The organism is Hyphobacterium sp. SN044 (assembly GCF_021864465.1).
Lineage (GTDB): Bacteria > Pseudomonadota > Alphaproteobacteria > Caulobacterales > Maricaulaceae > Hyphobacterium.
On the sequence record NZ_JAKKUV010000011.1, the window covers coordinates 45,668 to 62,171 of the forward strand.

Genomic DNA, 16,504 nt, shown 5'->3' on the forward strand with positions numbered 1-16,504 from the left:
CCTAGGCGCAACAGGTCAGGATGGGAGGCGGATGTGCGGATGATGTCAGCGCTGGTGCTGGGCGCGGCGCTCGCCGGGACGCCCGTGGCCGATCCGATCACGGTGCCGACGGAAATGTGCCGGGGCTATTTCTTCGTTCCCATCAGCCTTGCCGGCCGCGAGGGCTACCCCGAAGACCGGGTGCTCTGGTTTCTCTACGATACGGGTGCTTCGACGACCTATGTGGACCCGGACGCGATCGAGCGAGTGTCGGGCCGCAGCATGGACGGGCTCGACCGCGTCAACATCACCGGCGCGACCGCCGGGCCGGTCAACTACAATCGCCTGCCCGCGCGCCTGACCGATCTCGACCATCTGTCGATCGCGCTCGGGCGCGAGATCGACGGCATCCTCGCCTATGACGGGTTCGACGAGTATCTCGTTACGCTCGACTATGCCGCCGGTCAGATCCGGCTCGAGACTGGCCGCCTGCCCCGCCCGGATGGCAGCCGCGTGTTCTCGACGCGCGGGCCGGACGACCGGCCCTGGATGGAGGTCGAGTTTCCCAACCGGACAAGGCGGATGCTGATCGATTCCGGGGCGGCTTCCGCGATCTTCGCGGTCAATGACATCGAGCGCTATCCGCTGACGCAGCCGCCCCGCCGGGTCAATGCCGCCACCCGCTTCAACCGGATCGAGTACCGCGACGGCAGCCGGATCGACGGCGAGGTCCGGCTCGGCCCCTACGCCCTGCCCTCGCCGCAGGTGGAGGAGGTGCCGGAAACCGAACTGATCGGCGGGGAGGTGATGCAGCACTTCACCTGGACGTTCGATTTCGAGCGCGAGCGCGTGCGGATCGAGCGGCGCAGCGATACTGAGCTCGTCTTCCCGCCCGAGGCGTCGCTCGGCCTGTCCTTCCGTCCCGTCGCAGCGGGACTCCATGTCGAAGCGGTGCTCGACGGCGCGGCCGAGGGGATCGACCTTCAGGCTGGCGACGTCATCACGCACTGGAATGGAAGGCCGGTGCGCGATCGCGGTTGCGGCGAGGGCGAGACGGGTGAGGTGATCCGGATGACAAGGACGCGCGGCGGTGAAAGCGTCGAGGTGGATGTGCCGGTCGTGGTGCTGGTGGAGTGATTGAAGAACTCGACGTTTCCCGGACGACGCAGCCGATCCGGGATCCAGTCTGGACCCCGGTCTTCGCTTCGCGAAACCGGGGAGCGTCAACGATGTAGTCTTGTTGAGTTATTGAATTCCCCGCGAAAGCGGGGACCTCGACCGGTATCGGAGCAAAGGTGGGTCAGAATCGTTGCGCGGATTTTGCGGCGCCTCTGCGCCCTGCCGGTTCGAGGCCCCGGATCGTGCTTCGCCCGTCCGGGAATTCATATTTTGTGCCTGACGGGTACTAAACCCCCACCTTCTTCTGCACCTCGCCCGTCCAGCCGACGAACACCTCGCCGCCGGTCTCGATCACCGGGCGTTTGACGAGGGTCGGGTGGGCGGCGAGCAGGTCCGCCGCTCCGGCGTCGCTCGCGGCCTTCGCCTTGTCGGCGTCGGACAAGGACCGCCAGGTGGTCGATTTGCGGTTCACCAGTGTGTCCGCGCCAACAGCCGCAATCCAGCGCGGCGCGAGCGCGGTCATGTCGGCATCGGCGCGCAAATCCACGAAGTTGTAGGCCCGCCCCGCCGCATCGAGCGTCTTCATCGCCTTGCGGCAGGTATCGCAGGTCCTGATGCCGTAGAACGTGATCATGGGCGGGCCTCCTTCAATCCGGTCAGACCGGACTAGTCGAGGGTGGCCCGATCCTCAAGCCCGCTGGCGGCGAGAATGGCGGCCGGGTCTTCGAGCGCGATCAGATCGCGCAGGGCCTGATCCCGATCCCCGGCGTTCTCGTAATAGCCCTCGGCGATCATGCGTCCGGTCCAGTAGGCCATTTCATAGGGCCAGCCTTCGGGCGCGCGGCCGTAATTCCAGTACCAGCGGTTGGCCGCATCGCGTGCGGCGTCGCTGTGCTGCATGCCGTTCTCACCGATGGTGAACCCGCCGCGGATCGTGATCCGGTCCTCGGCGAAGTGCTGCCAGACCAGGTCTTCATTGGCACGGGCCCAGGCATCGCGTTCTGCGCCCGGCACCTCACCAGTCACGAGCCCGGCGACGAAGTCGGCCGTGCCTTCCATCAGGGCGATCGCCAGAAGCGGATCGGCGGCGAGCACATCGGACTCCGGCCAGGACTGGAAGGTGTGGACGGTCTCGTGGGCAAAGAATTTTCGGAAAGTGCGGCGGATTTCGTCCTCGGTTTCGGCATTGGCGCAAATCACTTCCAGGCCCAGCACCTGGGCGCCCGCGCCCGCCGTGCCGCCGGAATTGCCGCCACCGAAGACGACGTAAATCTCGGGCAGTTCGGCCTCGGGCAGGAGAGTGTGGATGCCGGCATAGATGTCGCGCAGCTCGTCATTCATCGCTTCGGCGATGGGCAGACAGACCTCGATGGCGCGGCGATAGGCCTCGACATTCGCCGCAACGGTGGCGGCAAGACGGTCTGCATTCTCGATGCGGCCCGGCGTGAAGATTTCGACGCCGCGGCCGGCGCCATCGAGATAACCCGCCTGCAGTTGTTCAGCGGTAGGGGTGCCGTTGGCGGCATCGAAGACGGCCGCGAAACGATGGGCGTCCTCGGAACGGATTTCAGCGGTGGCGGGGTCGACGCCCTGCGCCAGCGAAGGGGCGGATACCGCCATCACGGCGAGGGCGGAGAGGAGGATGGTCTTTTTCATTGTGTCCCGTCGGGCTCGATGCGCCCCCCGGCGCATGCGTGCTGTCTAGGCGGGAATGGCGGTCGTGTTGAGAGGGACAGCGCGGTGAGGTTGTCCCGCCCTTGCATCAGGGCTGGCGGGTCATCGGGTCTTTCGACGCCGCCCAGTTCGCCCGGCTGGACACAAAGCCAAGATAGGAAATAACCAACAGCGTGCCGAGCACACCCCAGCCGACGCCCGAGGACATTTCAAGCGGTTCGATCCCGTAGATGGCAATCCAGATAACCGCGCCGATGACAGGTATACCCGCCGCAATGAGCGAGAACGCGATGGCGCGCAGGCGTGTGCCGAAATACACGTCCTGAACCTGCGCCCATTCCGGCCGCCTGCGGAGCCAACGCCCCGGGAGCCAGAGCGTCAGCTGGCAAAGAAGGGTCGTCGCGACAAGAACGGCGACAAGATGCTCCTGCCAGGCGTCGAGCAGCAGAGGCAGGACAAAGGCCGCCGCCAGCGGGATAAGCAGGTAGAGTTCAGCGAACAGCAGATTGGTGGCCGCAAACACCTTCACGCTCGCCGGGATCGCCGAAAGCGGGATGTCCGCCGGGGGTTCGATCGGTCTCCGCTCGGGCTTGGGTTGGCCGTCAGGGAATGTCTTCCGCAGGTCCCGCCCAAGATAGGCACCGCCTGCTCCGAAGATCATGGCAAAGGCCGTATTCGGCAGAATGAAGATGGCGTCGTTCGCGGGCATTTCGGACAGACCGAGAAAAATGACATTCACGGCCATCGCCATCGGCAAGCCGTAGAGGATCGCACCGTTCACAAGCGTGGTTTCCGCGGTGCGCCACAGGCGGGCTTCGTCGCCGGAATGACGAGCAAGAAAAGGGTTCAGCGCGAAACGGCCCAACAGCCACCAGACGCCCGCCGCAGCGAACCAGGCTGCGCGGTTGATGAAAGCCCCGGCTGTCGATTCAGGCTGCCAGAGGAACAGTAGGACTGCAGCAGAGCACGGCCAGAGCATGAACGCGAACCGCGCCAGTGCTGCCTTGTTCCTGAACATGCGTCGCCGCCTCAATCGTCAGACGAGTCAGCCTCCGCGAAATAGTCGACGCAATAGCGGCCGGCCCGTTGTTCGTCCGTAAGTTGCACGTTTTCGAGAATGGATTCCAGTGTCTCAACGGCCGACGACCGACTGACCAATCCAGAATCCGGAATGAGTTCGGGTTCGGCAAGCATTTGGCAGAGTGCTTCTGCTGCTTCGTTGATCAAACTTTGATCGCGGCGATAAACCCGGTTGCGAACTGCATGTCCGTAGGCTGCATCAATGAGATTGGTCGTCCAATGGGCAACGATCCGTCTCTCTGTTTCATCAAGTCGGTCTTCGACGCGACGGTAGAAGAGAGCGTGCTGCCGGGCCTGGACCAGGTTTATTGATGTATTTGGAAGCAGGGCTTCGAAGGGATCGGAACAACTGCTCAGAACCACCAGAGAGGTGGCCAGAGCAATAATCGTTGTAGCCTTCACTCCGCCGCTTCCTTCGCCGCTCGCATCTGTTCGGCGCGGCGTTCGACGAGGCCGACAATGTGGTCGACCATTTCCTCATTGGTGACGTTGTGATCCGGCTTGCCGGAGACATACATCTTGCCCGCGCCCTTGCCGCCGCCGGTGAAGCCGAGATCGGTGAACATGGCCTCGCCCGGCCCGTTGACGACGCAGCCGATGATGGACAGCGAGATCGGCTCGGAGATATGCGCGAGGCGTTCTTCCAGCGTCTCGACCGTCCTGATGACGTCGAAGCCCTGACGCGCGCAGGACGGGCAGGCGATGATGTTCACGCCGCGCGTCCGGAGGCCGAGTGATTTCAATATGTCGAAACCGACCTTGATCTCCTCGACCGGGTCGGCGGAGAGCGAGACGCGGATCGTGTCGCCGATCCCGGCCCAGAGGAGATTGCCCATGCCGATCGCCGACTTCACTGAGCCGATGCGCAGGCCGCCGGCCTCGGTGACGCCGAGATGCAGCGGCGCGTCGGTCGCTTCGGCGAGCGCGGCATAGGCCGCGACGGTGAGGAAGACGTCGGACGCCTTCACCGAGATCTTGTATTCGCGGAAGTCGAGGTCATCGAGGATGCGGGCGTGGTCGAGCGCGCTTTCCACCATCGCCTCGGGACAGGGCTCGCCATATTTTTCCAGCAGGTGACGTTCCAGCGAGCCGCCATTGACGCCGATGCGGATCGAGCAGCCATGGTCGCGGGCGGCGGAGACGACGTCCTTCACCCGGTCCATCGAGCCGATATTGCCCGGATTGATCCTGAGGCAGGCCGCGCCGGCCTTCGCCGCCTCGATGCCGCGCTTGTAGTGGAAGTGGATGTCCGCGACGAGCGGGACAGAGACCGATTTCACGATCTGCGCCAGGGCGGCGGTGGAGTCCTCATCAGGGCAGGACACGCGCACGATGTCGGCACCGGCCTCTTCGAGCTGGCGGATCTGGTCGACCGTGGCCTTCACGTCCGGTGTGGGCGTGTTGGTCATCGACTGGACGGCGATCGGCGCGCCGCCGCCGACCGGGACATTCCCGACATGGATGCGGCGGCTCTCGCGCCGCTCGATCATGCGCCAGGGCCGGACTTCACGATGGGCTTCATGCATGGCCGTCTTCCTTCGCGGACGCGAACGGGTCCGCTGCCGGTGTCATGCGCAGGATATAGCGACAAATGTGGCCGGATTCGACCGTCAAACGCGCGGCGATTCAGCCCGCCGTCTCGATCTCCGCCTCGGCAACCAGGAAGGCCCCGGCATGGACGGGGTGCTCGGCGAGCGCGGTGCCGGCTTCCCCGAGCCGGCCGAAGGACTGACCGTCAATGAAGACCTCGACCAGGCCGGCATCGGCGGTCGTCACGGTGAGACCGTCTTCCGACAGCGCGCGATAGCGCTCACCCGCCGCGAGTTCGCGGGAGAAGAGCAGGCGGCCGGATCCGTCGCGCACTTCGAGCCACGTCGGTGCGCTGGCCTGAAGAACGACCTCCTCGGTCGTGGTTCCGGGGGCCGGCAGGTCACGCCAGACATCGCCGACCGACCAGTTAAGCGCGCCATTGGCGAGTGCGTCGTCTTCCAGCAGGGACAATTCCGCGTCGGGCGGCGGCGGCACATCGGCAAAAGCACCCTCGCCGGACGCGGTGTTCGCATACCACCAGGCAATGCCGGCGACGCCGGTCAGAATGAGGACGGCCCCGAATGCGCCGCGCGGCAGCTTGATCTCGCGCTTTTCCTTCGGAGCGGTGGGGACGGCGCGGCCGGTCTGGGTGTCGACCTCGCGCTTGAACTGGTCGACGATCGCTGTCTCGTCGAGGGACAGGAATTGGGCGTAGGTGCGCAAATAGCCGACGCAATAGGCGCGCGACGGCAGGCCGCGCGGATCCATGGTTTCGAGGGCTTCAAGATAGTCGCGCCGGATCCGGGTTCGCGCAGCAGCGGAATCGAGCGTCAGTCCGAGACGCGCCCGCGCATCACGCAGTTTTTCACCCGCAGACAATTGCACGCAAGATGTACCTGAACCGGCGAAAATCGCATCGACCGGCACAAACCCACCCGGATTGCGCCCCTCAGTCATGTTCACTCCTAGCGTCCTCAAACACGGACGCCCTGTCACCCCACCCCGTGCCTGTGACCTATTTGTCACATGACAACGGATTAATCATACTCTCAAAGCGCCCGGGTTATCAACAGCCTCCACGGCAAGTCCTGCAGCGGACCCCGCATCGAGGAGGCTGCCCCGGAGTGAGGGCAGGTCGCCAGCCATGTGGCTTGCAAGCCACGTGCCGAGCTTGCCGGCGTCGAGCGCGGTGAGCGCCCGCTTCACCGGACCGATACTGCCTGCCGCCATCGACATGCGGTCATAGCCCAGTGCCATGAGCACGCACGCTTCAAGCGGCCGGCCCGCCAGCTCGCCGCAGATCGATATCGGCACAGTGTGACGGGCGCATGCATCCCGGATCGATTTCAGCAGCTGGAGCGCCGCAGGGGCGAGCACGTCATAGCGGTCGGACACGCGCGCATTCTGGCGGTCGGCGGCGTAGAAATACTGCATCAGGTCATTCGCGCCGACAGAGACGAAGTCCACTTCCGGCAAAATCTGCTCGATCGCCCACGCCATGCCGGGCGTTTCCAGCATCAGGCCGGCCTCGACCTTTTCCGGCACCGTCCGTCCACGGCGGCGGAAATACTCCACCTCCTTCAGCAGCATTTCCTTCGCGGCGCGGAATTCCCACGGCGCGGCGATCATCGGGAAAAGCACCTTCAGCGGCTTTTCGCCCGCCGCGTGGATCAGCGAGCGCAGCTGGTAGCGCAAGAGGCCCGGCCGATCGAGGCCCATGCGGATGGCCCGCCAGCCCAGCGCCGGGTTCGGTTCGCGCGTCGACGGGGCGTAGTTGGTCACCTTGTCACCGCCAAGGTCGAGCGTGCGGAAGACGACCGGGTGCCCGTTCGAGGCGTTCACCACGGCGCGGTAGAGCTCGGCCTGCTCGTCGAGACGCGGCAGCGTGTCGGAAACCATGAACTGGAATTCGGTGCGGAACAGGCCGATGCCCGCCGCGCCGGTCTCAGCCAGGCGCGTCAACTCGATCAGCAGACCGATATTGAGGTGCAGTTCGAACGCCTTGCCGTCGGCCGTCACGGAGGGGGCTTCGCGCAATTGCTCGAAGATGGCGCGGCGCTTCGTCAACGCCTCGGTGCGCTCCCGGTAGGTCTCGGTCACGTCTTCCGACGGGCGGATGTGCAGAAGGCCGAATTCACCATCGACGATGACGGGGTCGCCCTCCTCCACGCGGTCGAGCGCGCCTTCGACCGTGCCGACCAGCGGAATGCCGAGCGCCTTGGCGACGATGACGGCATGGCTCGATTGCGAGCCTTCCTCCAGCGCGACGCCTTTCAGGCGCGTGCGGTCGTAGTCGAGCAATTCGGCCGGGCCGATCGAGCGGGCGATCAGGATGGCGTTTTCGGGCAGTGGCCGCGCCGTCGACGATTCCCCGTCGAGATGGCGCAGAAGCCGGTTGGCGAGGTCCTCGAGGTCGTGCAGCCGCTCGCGGAAATTGGCATCGCGCGCCTGCATCAGGCGGGCGCGATGCTCGTTGCGCACGCGCTCCACCGCCGCTTCGGCGGTCAGGCCCTGGCGCACCGCGTCGCGCAGCTGGTTCAGCCAGCCGCGGTCGTGCGCGAACATGCGGTAGGCCTCGATCACATCGCGGGTCGGTCCGCCGAAGGGCACGCGGCCACTGTCGAGCATCTGGTCGACGGAGCGGCGCAGATTGGCGATCGCGGTTTCAAGGCGTGCTTCCTCGCTTTCGGGATCGTCGGCGATCAGCTGCAGCGAGGTGACGTGGGGTTCGTGAACGACCGCCACGCCCATAGCGAGGCCGGGCGAGAAGGCGCCGCCCTGAAAACGTTCCGCCTTGGTCGGGCGCACGTCGAGCCCGGCGAGTTCCTCGGCGGAGATGATGTCACCAGAGGCGACGATCTCGGCGAGGATCATGGCGACGGTCTGGAGCGTCTCGATCTCGTCGTCACCGACATCGCGGCTGGTCGCGGTCTGGCTGGTCAGTACGCCGACGAGACGGCCGCCGCGCAGGATCGGCACGCCGATGAAGGACTTGAACGGTTCCTCGCCCGTTTCGGGGCGATAGGAGAAGGCAGGATGCGCGGGCGCATCGGACACGGCCAGCGGGCGGGCCTGGCGCGCGACAAGGCCGACGAGGCCTTCGCCCGGCTGCAGGCGGGTGTTGTGGACCGCTTCCTGCTTCAGGCCGTGCGTGGCGCAAAGCTCAAGCGAGCCGCCCCGCCGGGCGAGATAGATCGAGCAGACGTCGGCGCCGGTTTCCTGGGCGATTAGGCGGACGAGGTGATCGAGGCGTTCCTGCGCGTCCTCGCGTGCCGCCATCAGCGCACGCAAACGCGTCAGCAATCGCCGGGGGCCCGGCGCGAAGGCTTCGATCGCTGTCATCCCTCGCAAAAATCCTTTCGCTAGACGGCTTCGTCGAGCCCGTAGGCGGAATGGAGCGCACGCACCGCAAGTTCCACGGATTCGTTCGCGATCAGCACGCTGATCTTGATTTCGGACGTCGCGATGACCTTCACCGCGATATGCTTCTCGCCCAGCGCCCGGAACAGGATTCGGGCAACGTCCGCACGCCGGTTAAGGCCGATCCCCACGATCGACACCTTGGCCAGACCCGTTTCATGCACGATGTCGCGTGCGCCGGAACCGGATGCAGCGGAGTCTATCACATCCAGCGCGGCATGCAGGTCGCGGCGGTCAACGGTGAATTCGATATTCACCGTGCCGGCATCGCGCGAGCGGCCCTGCACGATCATGTCGATCCCGATTTCCGCGTCGGCCAGCGCGCCGAACACCTCGGCAGCCGCCTGCGGCTGGTCGGAGACACCGAGGAGGCCGATGCGCGCCTGGTCGCGGGCATAGGCCACGCCTGAAACGATCCGGCGTTCGGAAATCAGATCGGCATCGACCACTTCGGTACCCTCCGCATCGGGATCGTTCGAAAAGCTCGACAATACGCGCAGACGCACGCCCCTGGCCTTGGCCATTTCCGCCGAGCGCGTCTGGAGCACCTTGGCCCCCTGCGCCGCGAGTTCGAGCATCTCGTCATAGCTTATCGCAGGAATTCGCCGGGCGCGCGGCTCGATTCTGGGGTCTGTGGTGTAGACACCGTCAACGTCTGTGTAGATGTCGCAGCGCGCGCCCAGCGCCGCAGCGAGCGCGACGGCCGAGAGGTCCGATCCGCCGCGCCCGAGCGTGCGCAGGCGGTTGTCCGGCCCGATTCCCTGATAGCCGGCCATGACCGGAATGATGCCCTGGTCCAGCGCGGCAAGGACGGGCGCGGCATCGAGCGCGGAGATGCGCGAGGCGCCCGGCGGGCCCTGGGTCTCGATCCGCGCCTGCCAGCCGAGGAAGGATTGCGCCTTGAGGCCGTGACGGCCGAGCTCCAGCGCCATCAGCGCGGCGGAAACCTGTTCGCCGGCGGTGAGGACGACATCGGTCTCGACCTGGCCCAGCGATCCGCCATGCGCGCCGGCGAGTTCAAGCAGGCGGTCGGTCTCGCCCGCCATGGCGGACACGACGACGGCGACGGCATGGCCCTTCGCGGCTTCATCGGCGACGCGGGCGGCGGAGGCGCGAATCCGGTCGGAGGTGCCGACCGACGTGCCGCCGAATTTCATCACCACGCGTTCCAATCCGGCGTCCCTCGCCTATCTTCCCCGGCAACAAGCCCGGTGTGCGCCAATCGACGCATCCCGCTGTCCGCTCTCGATCATCGCGGCCAGCGGGGCCATATTACGGCAGCGCACCACACGCAATGCGAGAACGGACAAAGATTATGGCCCAGGCCGCCGCCCCCGAGACGATCTCCCGCCCCTCCGTCGACCCGCAGGAGGTCGAGAAATTCTCGCGCATGGCCGCGGAATGGTGGGACCCGGACTCCAAGTTCAAGCCGCTGCACAAGTTCAATCCGGCGCGCCTCAGCTGGCTCAGGAGCGCGATCACCGCGCATTTCGGCCTCGACGACAGCGCGGCCGAACCCTTCAAGGGTCTGCGCATCCTCGATATCGGCTGCGGCGGCGGGCTGATTTCCGAGCCGATGGCGCGGCTCGGCGCCTCGGTCACGGCGGTCGATGCGGCGGAAGCCAATATCAAGACTGCGATGGTGCATGCGCAGGAGATGGGCCTGGCCATCGACTACCGCCACGGCACGGCGGAGCAGCTGATCGAGGCGGGCGAGAAACCGTTCGATGTCGTGCTCAACCTTGAAGTGGTCGAACATGTCGCCGACCCGGACGCCTTCCTGAAGGATTGCGCCTCGCTGGTGAAGCCGGGCGGCATGATGGTGGTCGGCACGATCAACCGCACGCCGCGCGCCTTCGTCACCGCCATCTTCGGCGCGGAATGGGTGATGGGCTGGCTGCCCAAGGGCACGCACCGCTTCCGCAAGCTGGTGAAGCCGGAGGAAATCCGCGCGGCACTTACCGGCACGGGCCTCACGCCCGAGGAGCCGGTCGGCGTCAGCTACAACCCGCTGAACGACCAGTTCTCGATCACCGGGGATGCCGGCGTGAACTACATGCTGGCGGCGAAGAAGGCGGGCTAATAGAAGCCAACCCCGATTTGATTGAATTCAATGCTCAAAACAATAAAAATATACTATTTCGAGCTTATCCGGTTTCTTCGTGCCGATTGGACAAGACCGGCTATTTTTTCTTTGTTTTTTGCGTGCGCTAATGTTCTAATTAGAGTTATAGGTCGCGGAGGTGAAGTTCGACCGGTTTATACAATTATATTTTTTACCGCTTTGTTTTCTGCATCTATAATTGTCCGCTTCGTTTCTTTTTTATCTGTGAAATCTGGTGATGATTTCAGCGAAAATTACAAAATTTTTGAAAATCGGACAAAAATAATATGGAAGTAATCTGCAGAGCCGCCGCAGCCGTTACACGCTAATTCACCCGCTTCGGCGGGACAGGGGCGAAGGGCGCGGGCAGCGGCGCGCAGGGCACGCCGTCCTCGGCGAGGGCCTTGGCCTCCTCCGGCGTCGTCTCGCCATAGATGTCGCGGTGCGGTGTGTCGCCCTCGTGCATGGCGCGGGCTTCGCGGGCGAACTGGTCGCCGACATAGTCGAAATTGTCGCGGATATGGGCGCGGACTTTGCCGGCCATCTCCATCATCATCTTCTGCGGTGTTTCCTTACGCCGCTTGGGCGAGGCGACGTTCGGCGCCATCACCGCCTTCCGCACCGCCGTCGAGGCGCAGAGCGGACATTCGACAAGGCCGGACGCCGCCTGCTCGTCATAGTCCGACGAATTGCGGAACCAGGCCTCGAATTCGTGTTCGTGGTCGCAGATGAGGGCGTAGCGGATCATGGGCCGGTGACCTCGCGGTCATGCTTCAGCGCCGGGATGCGGGTGCGCGCATCGGCAACGGCGTCGAGGTCGAGCTCGGCATTCAGGACTCCCGGCTCGTCATGGTCCAGTTCCGCGACGATCTTGCCCCAGGGGTCGACGATCATCGAGTGTCCCCAGGTGTTGCGGCCGTCCTCGTGATGCCCGCCCTGCGCGGCAGCGAGGATGTAACTGCCCGTCTCGATCGCGCGGGCACGCAGCAGGACTTCCCAATGCGCGCGTCCGGTGGGACGGGTGAAGGCGGAAGGCACGGCGATCAGCTGCGCCCCGGCCTTTGCCAGCTTACGGTAGAGATAGGCGAAGCGGACGTCGTAGCAGATGGTCAGGCCGAGGTTTACGCCCGCCGCCTCGGTCAGCACGGCCTTCTCGCCCGGCTTGTAGTTGGTCGATTCCGAATAGGTCTCGCCGCCGCCCAGGCCGACATCGAACATGTGGATCTTGTCGTAGGTCGCAGCCAGCGTGCCGTCGGGCGCGAAGAGGTGGCTGCGGTTGACCGCGCGGTCTGCGGCAATCTTCTGCGCGAGGGAGCCGGCGAGCAGCCAGATGCCGTGCGTGCGTGCGATGTCGGCGAAACCCAGCACCGCGGGGTCCTCGTCCGGGGCGTAGAGCTTGCCGAAGAGTTTCGAGGCGTCGCGTTCGACCAGATTGGTGCATTCCGGGGTCACGACCAATTTCGCGCCGCCGCGCACCGCCTGTTCAACGAGGCGCGCCGCGTCGCCGATATTGGTCAGCGGGTCGGTGCCCGACCGCATCTGGACGAGGGCGACGGGAAGTGTGGTCATTTCAATTTCCCTGCTGACCTTGCTGTCCCCTCTCCCCCTTTTGAGGGGGAGAGGGTCAGGGTGAGGGGGTCAGCGCTGACGGAGCACAACCCCTCATCCGGTCCTTCGGACCACCTTCTCCCCTTCAAAAGGGGAGAAGGAAAAAATACTTGCGCTTCGGTCACCCCGAAATCCCCAGCATCACGTCAAGCGCGCCCTTGCGCTCGAGCGCGAACATGTCATCGCAGCCGCCGATATGTTCGTTGCCGATGAAGATTTGCGGATAGGTCGAGGCCCCGTTGGCGCGCTGGATCATTTCCTTGCGCTTGGCCGCGTCCATGCCGGCGTCGATCTGTTCGAAGTCGACGCCCTTATCCTTCAGAAGGCGCACCGCGCGGGCGCAGTAGCCGCAGAATTCGCGCGTGTAGATCGTCACCTTGGCCATCGACTCAATTCCCGTTTCGCGTGTTGAAGCCGCCTTTATGTAAGCGGGTTTACCGGTCTGACAACGCGGGCGAGCGTCAGAACGTTCACCCGAACCGCTCCGGCCCGCTCAAGCGTTCGCGCCGCGGCCTCGACCGTCGCGCCGGTGGTGAAGACGTCGTCCACCAGCACAAGCGTTTTTCCGGCGATGCGGGGCTTTGCCCGTTCGGGCACACGAAACACGCCCGCGACATTGCGCCGCCGCCCGCTGGCGGACTTGCCGGCCTGGCTCGGCGTCGCCTTCACCCGGTGCAGGGCGTGCGGCTCGAAGCGCAGGCCGGTGCGTCTGGCGATCGCCAGCGAGAGCAGGGCGGACTGGTTGAACCGCCGCATCGCCAGACGGCGGCGATGCAGCGGAACGGGAATGATGGCGTCCGCGCCGTCCAGCATTTCCCGCCCCGACAGCGCCATCCAGGCAGCGAATTGCGCGACGCTTTCGACCCTTCCGCCATGCTTGAACTCCAGCACCAGCTGGCGGCTGGCATCGTCATAGACGAAGGCGGCGCGCGCTTTCGCGTATTTCGGAGGACGGGCGATGCAGGCCGGGCATTCTGCGCCGTCGCCGATCGCATAGGGAAAGGGCAGGCCACAGCGCGCGCACCAGGGCGCGTCGAGGAAGTGGATCGCCGACCAGTCGTCCGCGTCGAGCCGGCCGGGCGCATCGACGCGCATGCCGCTGGCGGCGGAATGGGGCGGCCAGACGAGGTCGGCCGCGACGCGCACGGCTTCCCTTCCCCACCGGAGCGGGCCATATCGGGCCCATGAGTTCAAATGCCCCTCCCCGCCTGTTCGACCGGGCACTGGTCCGCCAGCATCGCTCGCGGTCCGCCTGCAGTCTGGCAGAGCACGACTTCCTGTTGAAGCGCGCAATCGAGGATATCGGCGACCGGCTGGTCACGATCACCCGCGATTTCGGCCGCGCGCTGATGCTGGGCGGGGGCGGAAATGGCGTGGCGCTAATGAAGGAATTGGTTCCCGAGGCTCACGCCAAGGCGGGCATCTGGATCGAGAGCGACCTGTCCCCGGACCGGGCGCTAAAAGCCGATGGGATCGCGCTGGCACTCGACGAGGAGGCGCTGCCCTTCGCCGACGAGAGTTTCGAACTGATCGTCTCGCCCCTGGCGCTGCACTGGACGAATGACCTGCCGGGCGCGCTCATTCAGATCAACCGGGCGCTGACGCCCGACGGCTTCTTCACCGCTGCGTTGATCGGCGGGGCGAGCCTCAATGAATTGCGCCAATCGCTGATGGCGGCGGAGAGCGAACTGACCGGCGGCGTGTCGGCGCGGGTCTCGCCCTTCGCCGATGCGCAGGATTTGTCCGGCCTTCTGCAACGCGCGGGCTTTGCCCTGCCGGTCAGCGATGTCGACCGCGTCACGGTCCGTTACGGCAATGCCTTCGTGCTGATGAAGGATTTGCGCGGCATGGGCGAGACGAGCGCGCTGGCCTCGCGCCCGCGCAAACCGGCAACGCGCAGCCTGTTCGTGAAAGCCGCGCAGATCTATGCCGAGCGTTTCGCCGATCCGGACGGGCGGATCCGCGCCAGTTTCGAGATCATCCATGCCGGGGGCTGGGCCCCGCATCCCGGACAACCGCGACCCAAGCGGCCGGGTTCGGCGACGGTGCGCCTGGCCGATGCGCTCGGGGTCAAGGAACAGTCGGCGGGTGAGAAGGCGGGGCGGTAGACTCCCGTCACCCCCGCGCTTTGTTTCGCGGCGCATCTCCCTTCTCCCCTTTTGAAGTGGAGAAGGTGCCCGAAAGGGCGGATGAGGGGTTCTGCTCCGTAAGCGCGGTTTGCGGCTGTCCCCCTCACCCGGCGCTTCGCACCACCCTCTCCCCCAAATGGGGGCGAGGGGAAGGCGTGCGCCTAGAGCGGCACGGCGGCGTCCGTCAAGGCCTGCATCACGAAGGGGCCAATCGTCATCAGCGCGGCAACGCCGGCGATGGCGACCAGAACCGCGATGATCGAGTACTCGATGCTCGTCCCGCCCCAGGTTTCCGCCGCGAAGCGCGAGAAGAAGCGCGCTAGAGCCGATCTCGGATTTCCGCCGCCAGCGGCCGGTCGGCCGGGGCCAGGTCGAAATCCATCAGCTTCGCGGGCCGTACCCAGGCAATCTCCTGGCCCTCGGTCGGTTGAGGAAAGCCGTCCCATTGCCGGCACAGGAAAAGCGGCATGACGATGTGGAACGCCTCGTAGGGGTGCGACACGAAGGCAAAGGGATGCAGGCATCGCTCGCATGGTTCTACCCCCAATTCCTCGCGCAGTTCGCGCGTCACGGCCTGTTCCGGCGTCTCACCGGGCTCGATCTTTCCGCCCGGGAATTCCCAATAGCCCGCCATCGGCTTGCCTTCCGGGCGGCGGGCGATCAGCACGCGGCCATCGGCGTCGAGCAAGGCACAGGCGGCCACGAAGAGGACCGGGCGCTGATCCGGCATAATGACCGATCTCCCTTAATTCCGGGTTCGCGAGGATGGTTAAGCGGGTCTTACCCGCCGTCCTGAGGGGTGGCTTCCGGCGCGTCATCACCCGTGTCCTCGGGCGCCTCGGCGGGCGGAACGGGGTCTCCGTCTGCACGCAGCAGCCCCGGTTCGACCGGTTCGCGGCGGCGGATGTCGGCTTCTTCCTCGAGCCTCGTGATCAAATTCTCGATCTCCTGGAAGGTCAGGAAACGCACGATGCCCGGGCGCATCTGGTCGAGCGTGCGGCCTTCGGCGGTCCGCAGGTTTTCGACCTTCAGAAGGTGCCAGCCCGACGTGCTTTCGAACGGTTCGGAGACCTGTCCGGCCGGCGTGTTGAACGCGATCTCGGCGAAGATGGGCAGCACGCCCTGGCGCGTGAAGTAGCCGAGATCGCCGCCTTCCAGACGCGTTGCCGTATCGAGGCTGTAGCGGACCGCCATCTCGGCGAAGTCGGCCCCGGCCTCGATCAGGCGGCGGATTTCCTCGGCTTCTTCCTGCGTTGCGACCAGGATATGCCGCGCGCGCACCTCGGTCGCGGGGCGGGACAATTCGCTCTGCTCCTCGAAGACGCGCTGGACGCGCTCGTCGGTGACCGCCTCGGCGATCGTAGATTCCAGGAGGACATTGCCGAGGATGCGCTCTTCGGCCATGGCGATGCGGCGGCGCGCCTGCGGGGTTTCGCGCAGGCCGAGGCGGCGGGCCTCCAGCGCCAGGAGGCGCTGGTCGATCAGTTCGTCGAGCACGCGCTGATATGACGGATCTCTCGTCGGCAGCGTACCGCCCTGCGGGATCACGCCCTGCGCCGCGGCTTCACGCAGCACGTCTGAATGGCGGATCACGGTTCCGTTCACCTCGGCGGCGATGACCTCCTCGCCCTCGGCGAGGACGGTGTCGCCGGGCAGCGGGATATCGCCATCCTCCTGCGGAACGTCCGGTCCGCAGGAAACCAGCAGCAGAACTGCGAAAACCGGGATGAGGGACAAATATCTGATCATGAAAGACTTCCCGGAGCCGTCCTGCCGTTTGGCCGCAGCCCCCGTTCATTGACACCCAAACCCGCCAATCTTAAGTCAGCCGGGCATTATTTCGTGGCGATACGGCGTCCGC

Annotated in this window: 17 protein-coding genes; 3 read left to right on the forward strand and 14 right to left on the reverse strand. The window is 65.5% G+C overall.

What is annotated here, in order from left to right; genetic code table 11:
- Window positions 1-33 precede the first annotated feature (33 nt).
- Entirely contained in the window at window positions 34-1,116 is a 1,083-nt protein-coding gene (locus L5876_RS13075; protein WP_236956802.1) for a hypothetical protein, read from the forward strand.
- Between the two features lie 268 nt (window positions 1,117-1,384).
- Here L5876_RS13075 and L5876_RS13080 read toward each other — a convergent pair whose 3' ends face one another.
- The 8 genes from L5876_RS13080 to L5876_RS13115 all read right to left on the reverse strand — a co-directional run bounded on the left by L5876_RS13080 (window position 1,385) and on the right by L5876_RS13115 (window position 9,974).
- A complete protein-coding gene (locus L5876_RS13080; protein ID WP_236956803.1) occupies window positions 1,385-1,732 on the reverse strand; it encodes an ArsC/Spx/MgsR family protein in 348 nt (115 codons plus the stop codon).
- A gap of 32 nt (window positions 1,733-1,764) precedes the next feature.
- The gene (locus L5876_RS13085) at window positions 1,765-2,754 is read right to left on the reverse strand and encodes a hypothetical protein (RefSeq protein WP_236956804.1); all 990 of its coding nucleotides are present in this window, start codon (window positions 2,752-2,754) and stop codon (window positions 1,765-1,767) included.
- Between the two features lie 106 nt (window positions 2,755-2,860).
- Window positions 2,861-3,790, reverse strand: coding sequence for a hypothetical protein (locus L5876_RS13090; RefSeq protein WP_236956805.1), 930 nt, complete (start codon window positions 3,788-3,790; stop codon window positions 2,861-2,863).
- 11 nt (window positions 3,791-3,801) lie between these two features.
- Complete coding sequence (locus L5876_RS13095; RefSeq protein ID WP_236956806.1) at window positions 3,802-4,254, reverse strand: hypothetical protein; 453 nt, start codon at window positions 4,252-4,254, stop codon at window positions 3,802-3,804.
- Window positions 4,251-5,378, reverse strand: a complete 1,128-nt coding sequence (ispG, locus tag L5876_RS13100; protein ID WP_236956807.1) for a flavodoxin-dependent (E)-4-hydroxy-3-methylbut-2-enyl-diphosphate synthase — start codon at window positions 5,376-5,378, stop codon at window positions 4,251-4,253. Before ispG ends, L5876_RS13095 begins: the two co-directional genes overlap by 4 nt.
- Before the next feature lie 100 nt (window positions 5,379-5,478).
- Window positions 5,479-6,339 carry a helix-turn-helix domain-containing protein gene (locus tag L5876_RS13105; protein WP_236956808.1) on the reverse strand — a complete coding sequence of 287 codons (861 nt, stop codon included), beginning with the start codon at window positions 6,337-6,339 and terminating at the stop codon, window positions 5,479-5,481.
- Window positions 6,340-6,423: 84 nt separating this feature from the next.
- Window positions 6,424-8,724 carry a phosphoenolpyruvate--protein phosphotransferase gene (ptsP, locus tag L5876_RS13110; RefSeq protein ID WP_236956809.1) on the reverse strand — a complete coding sequence of 767 codons (2,301 nt, stop codon included), beginning with the start codon at window positions 8,722-8,724 and terminating at the stop codon, window positions 6,424-6,426.
- A gap of 20 nt (window positions 8,725-8,744) precedes the next feature.
- Complete coding sequence (locus tag L5876_RS13115; RefSeq protein WP_370469067.1) at window positions 8,745-9,974, reverse strand: aspartate kinase; 1,230 nt, start codon at window positions 9,972-9,974, stop codon at window positions 8,745-8,747.
- Window positions 9,975-10,117: 143 nt separating this feature from the next.
- Between L5876_RS13115 and ubiG the strand changes: the two genes are divergently transcribed.
- Window positions 10,118-10,885: a bifunctional 2-polyprenyl-6-hydroxyphenol methylase/3-demethylubiquinol 3-O-methyltransferase UbiG gene (gene ubiG / locus L5876_RS13120; protein ID WP_236956810.1), complete on the forward strand. Its 768-nt coding sequence runs from the start codon at window positions 10,118-10,120 to the stop codon at window positions 10,883-10,885.
- 346 nt (window positions 10,886-11,231) lie between these two features.
- Here the strand turns inward: ubiG and L5876_RS13125 are convergent, their stop codons facing one another.
- The 4 genes from L5876_RS13125 to L5876_RS13140 all read right to left on the reverse strand — a co-directional run bounded on the left by L5876_RS13125 (window position 11,232) and on the right by L5876_RS13140 (window position 13,660).
- Window positions 11,232-11,654, reverse strand: coding sequence for a DUF1178 family protein (locus L5876_RS13125; protein ID WP_236956811.1), 423 nt, complete (start codon window positions 11,652-11,654; stop codon window positions 11,232-11,234).
- Window positions 11,651-12,475 (reverse strand): carbon-nitrogen hydrolase family protein, encoded by an 825-nt coding sequence (locus L5876_RS13130; protein ID WP_236956812.1) that lies wholly within the window; start codon window positions 12,473-12,475, stop codon window positions 11,651-11,653. Before L5876_RS13130 ends, L5876_RS13125 begins: the two co-directional genes overlap by 4 nt.
- Before the next feature lie 160 nt (window positions 12,476-12,635).
- Window positions 12,636-12,899, reverse strand: coding sequence for a glutaredoxin 3 (gene grxC / locus L5876_RS13135; RefSeq protein WP_236956813.1), 264 nt, complete (start codon window positions 12,897-12,899; stop codon window positions 12,636-12,638).
- Between the two features lie 35 nt (window positions 12,900-12,934).
- Complete coding sequence (locus tag L5876_RS13140; protein ID WP_236956814.1) at window positions 12,935-13,660, reverse strand: ComF family protein; 726 nt, start codon at window positions 13,658-13,660, stop codon at window positions 12,935-12,937.
- A gap of 38 nt (window positions 13,661-13,698) precedes the next feature.
- Here L5876_RS13140 and L5876_RS13145 point away from each other — a divergent pair, with 38 nt between their 5' ends.
- Window positions 13,699-14,622 carry a methyltransferase domain-containing protein gene (locus L5876_RS13145; RefSeq protein WP_236956815.1) on the forward strand — a complete coding sequence of 308 codons (924 nt, stop codon included), beginning with the start codon at window positions 13,699-13,701 and terminating at the stop codon, window positions 14,620-14,622.
- Window positions 14,623-14,962: 340 nt separating this feature from the next.
- Here L5876_RS13145 and mutT read toward each other — a convergent pair whose 3' ends face one another.
- Both mutT and L5876_RS13155 read right to left on the reverse strand, forming a co-directional pair.
- Window positions 14,963-15,373 carry an 8-oxo-dGTP diphosphatase MutT gene (mutT, locus tag L5876_RS13150; protein ID WP_236956816.1) on the reverse strand — a complete coding sequence of 137 codons (411 nt, stop codon included), beginning with the start codon at window positions 15,371-15,373 and terminating at the stop codon, window positions 14,963-14,965.
- A 50-nt stretch (window positions 15,374-15,423) separates the two neighbouring features.
- The gene (locus L5876_RS13155) at window positions 15,424-16,392 is read right to left on the reverse strand and encodes a peptidylprolyl isomerase (RefSeq protein WP_236956817.1); all 969 of its coding nucleotides are present in this window, start codon (window positions 16,390-16,392) and stop codon (window positions 15,424-15,426) included.
- Between the last annotated feature and the right edge of the window lie 112 nt (window positions 16,393-16,504).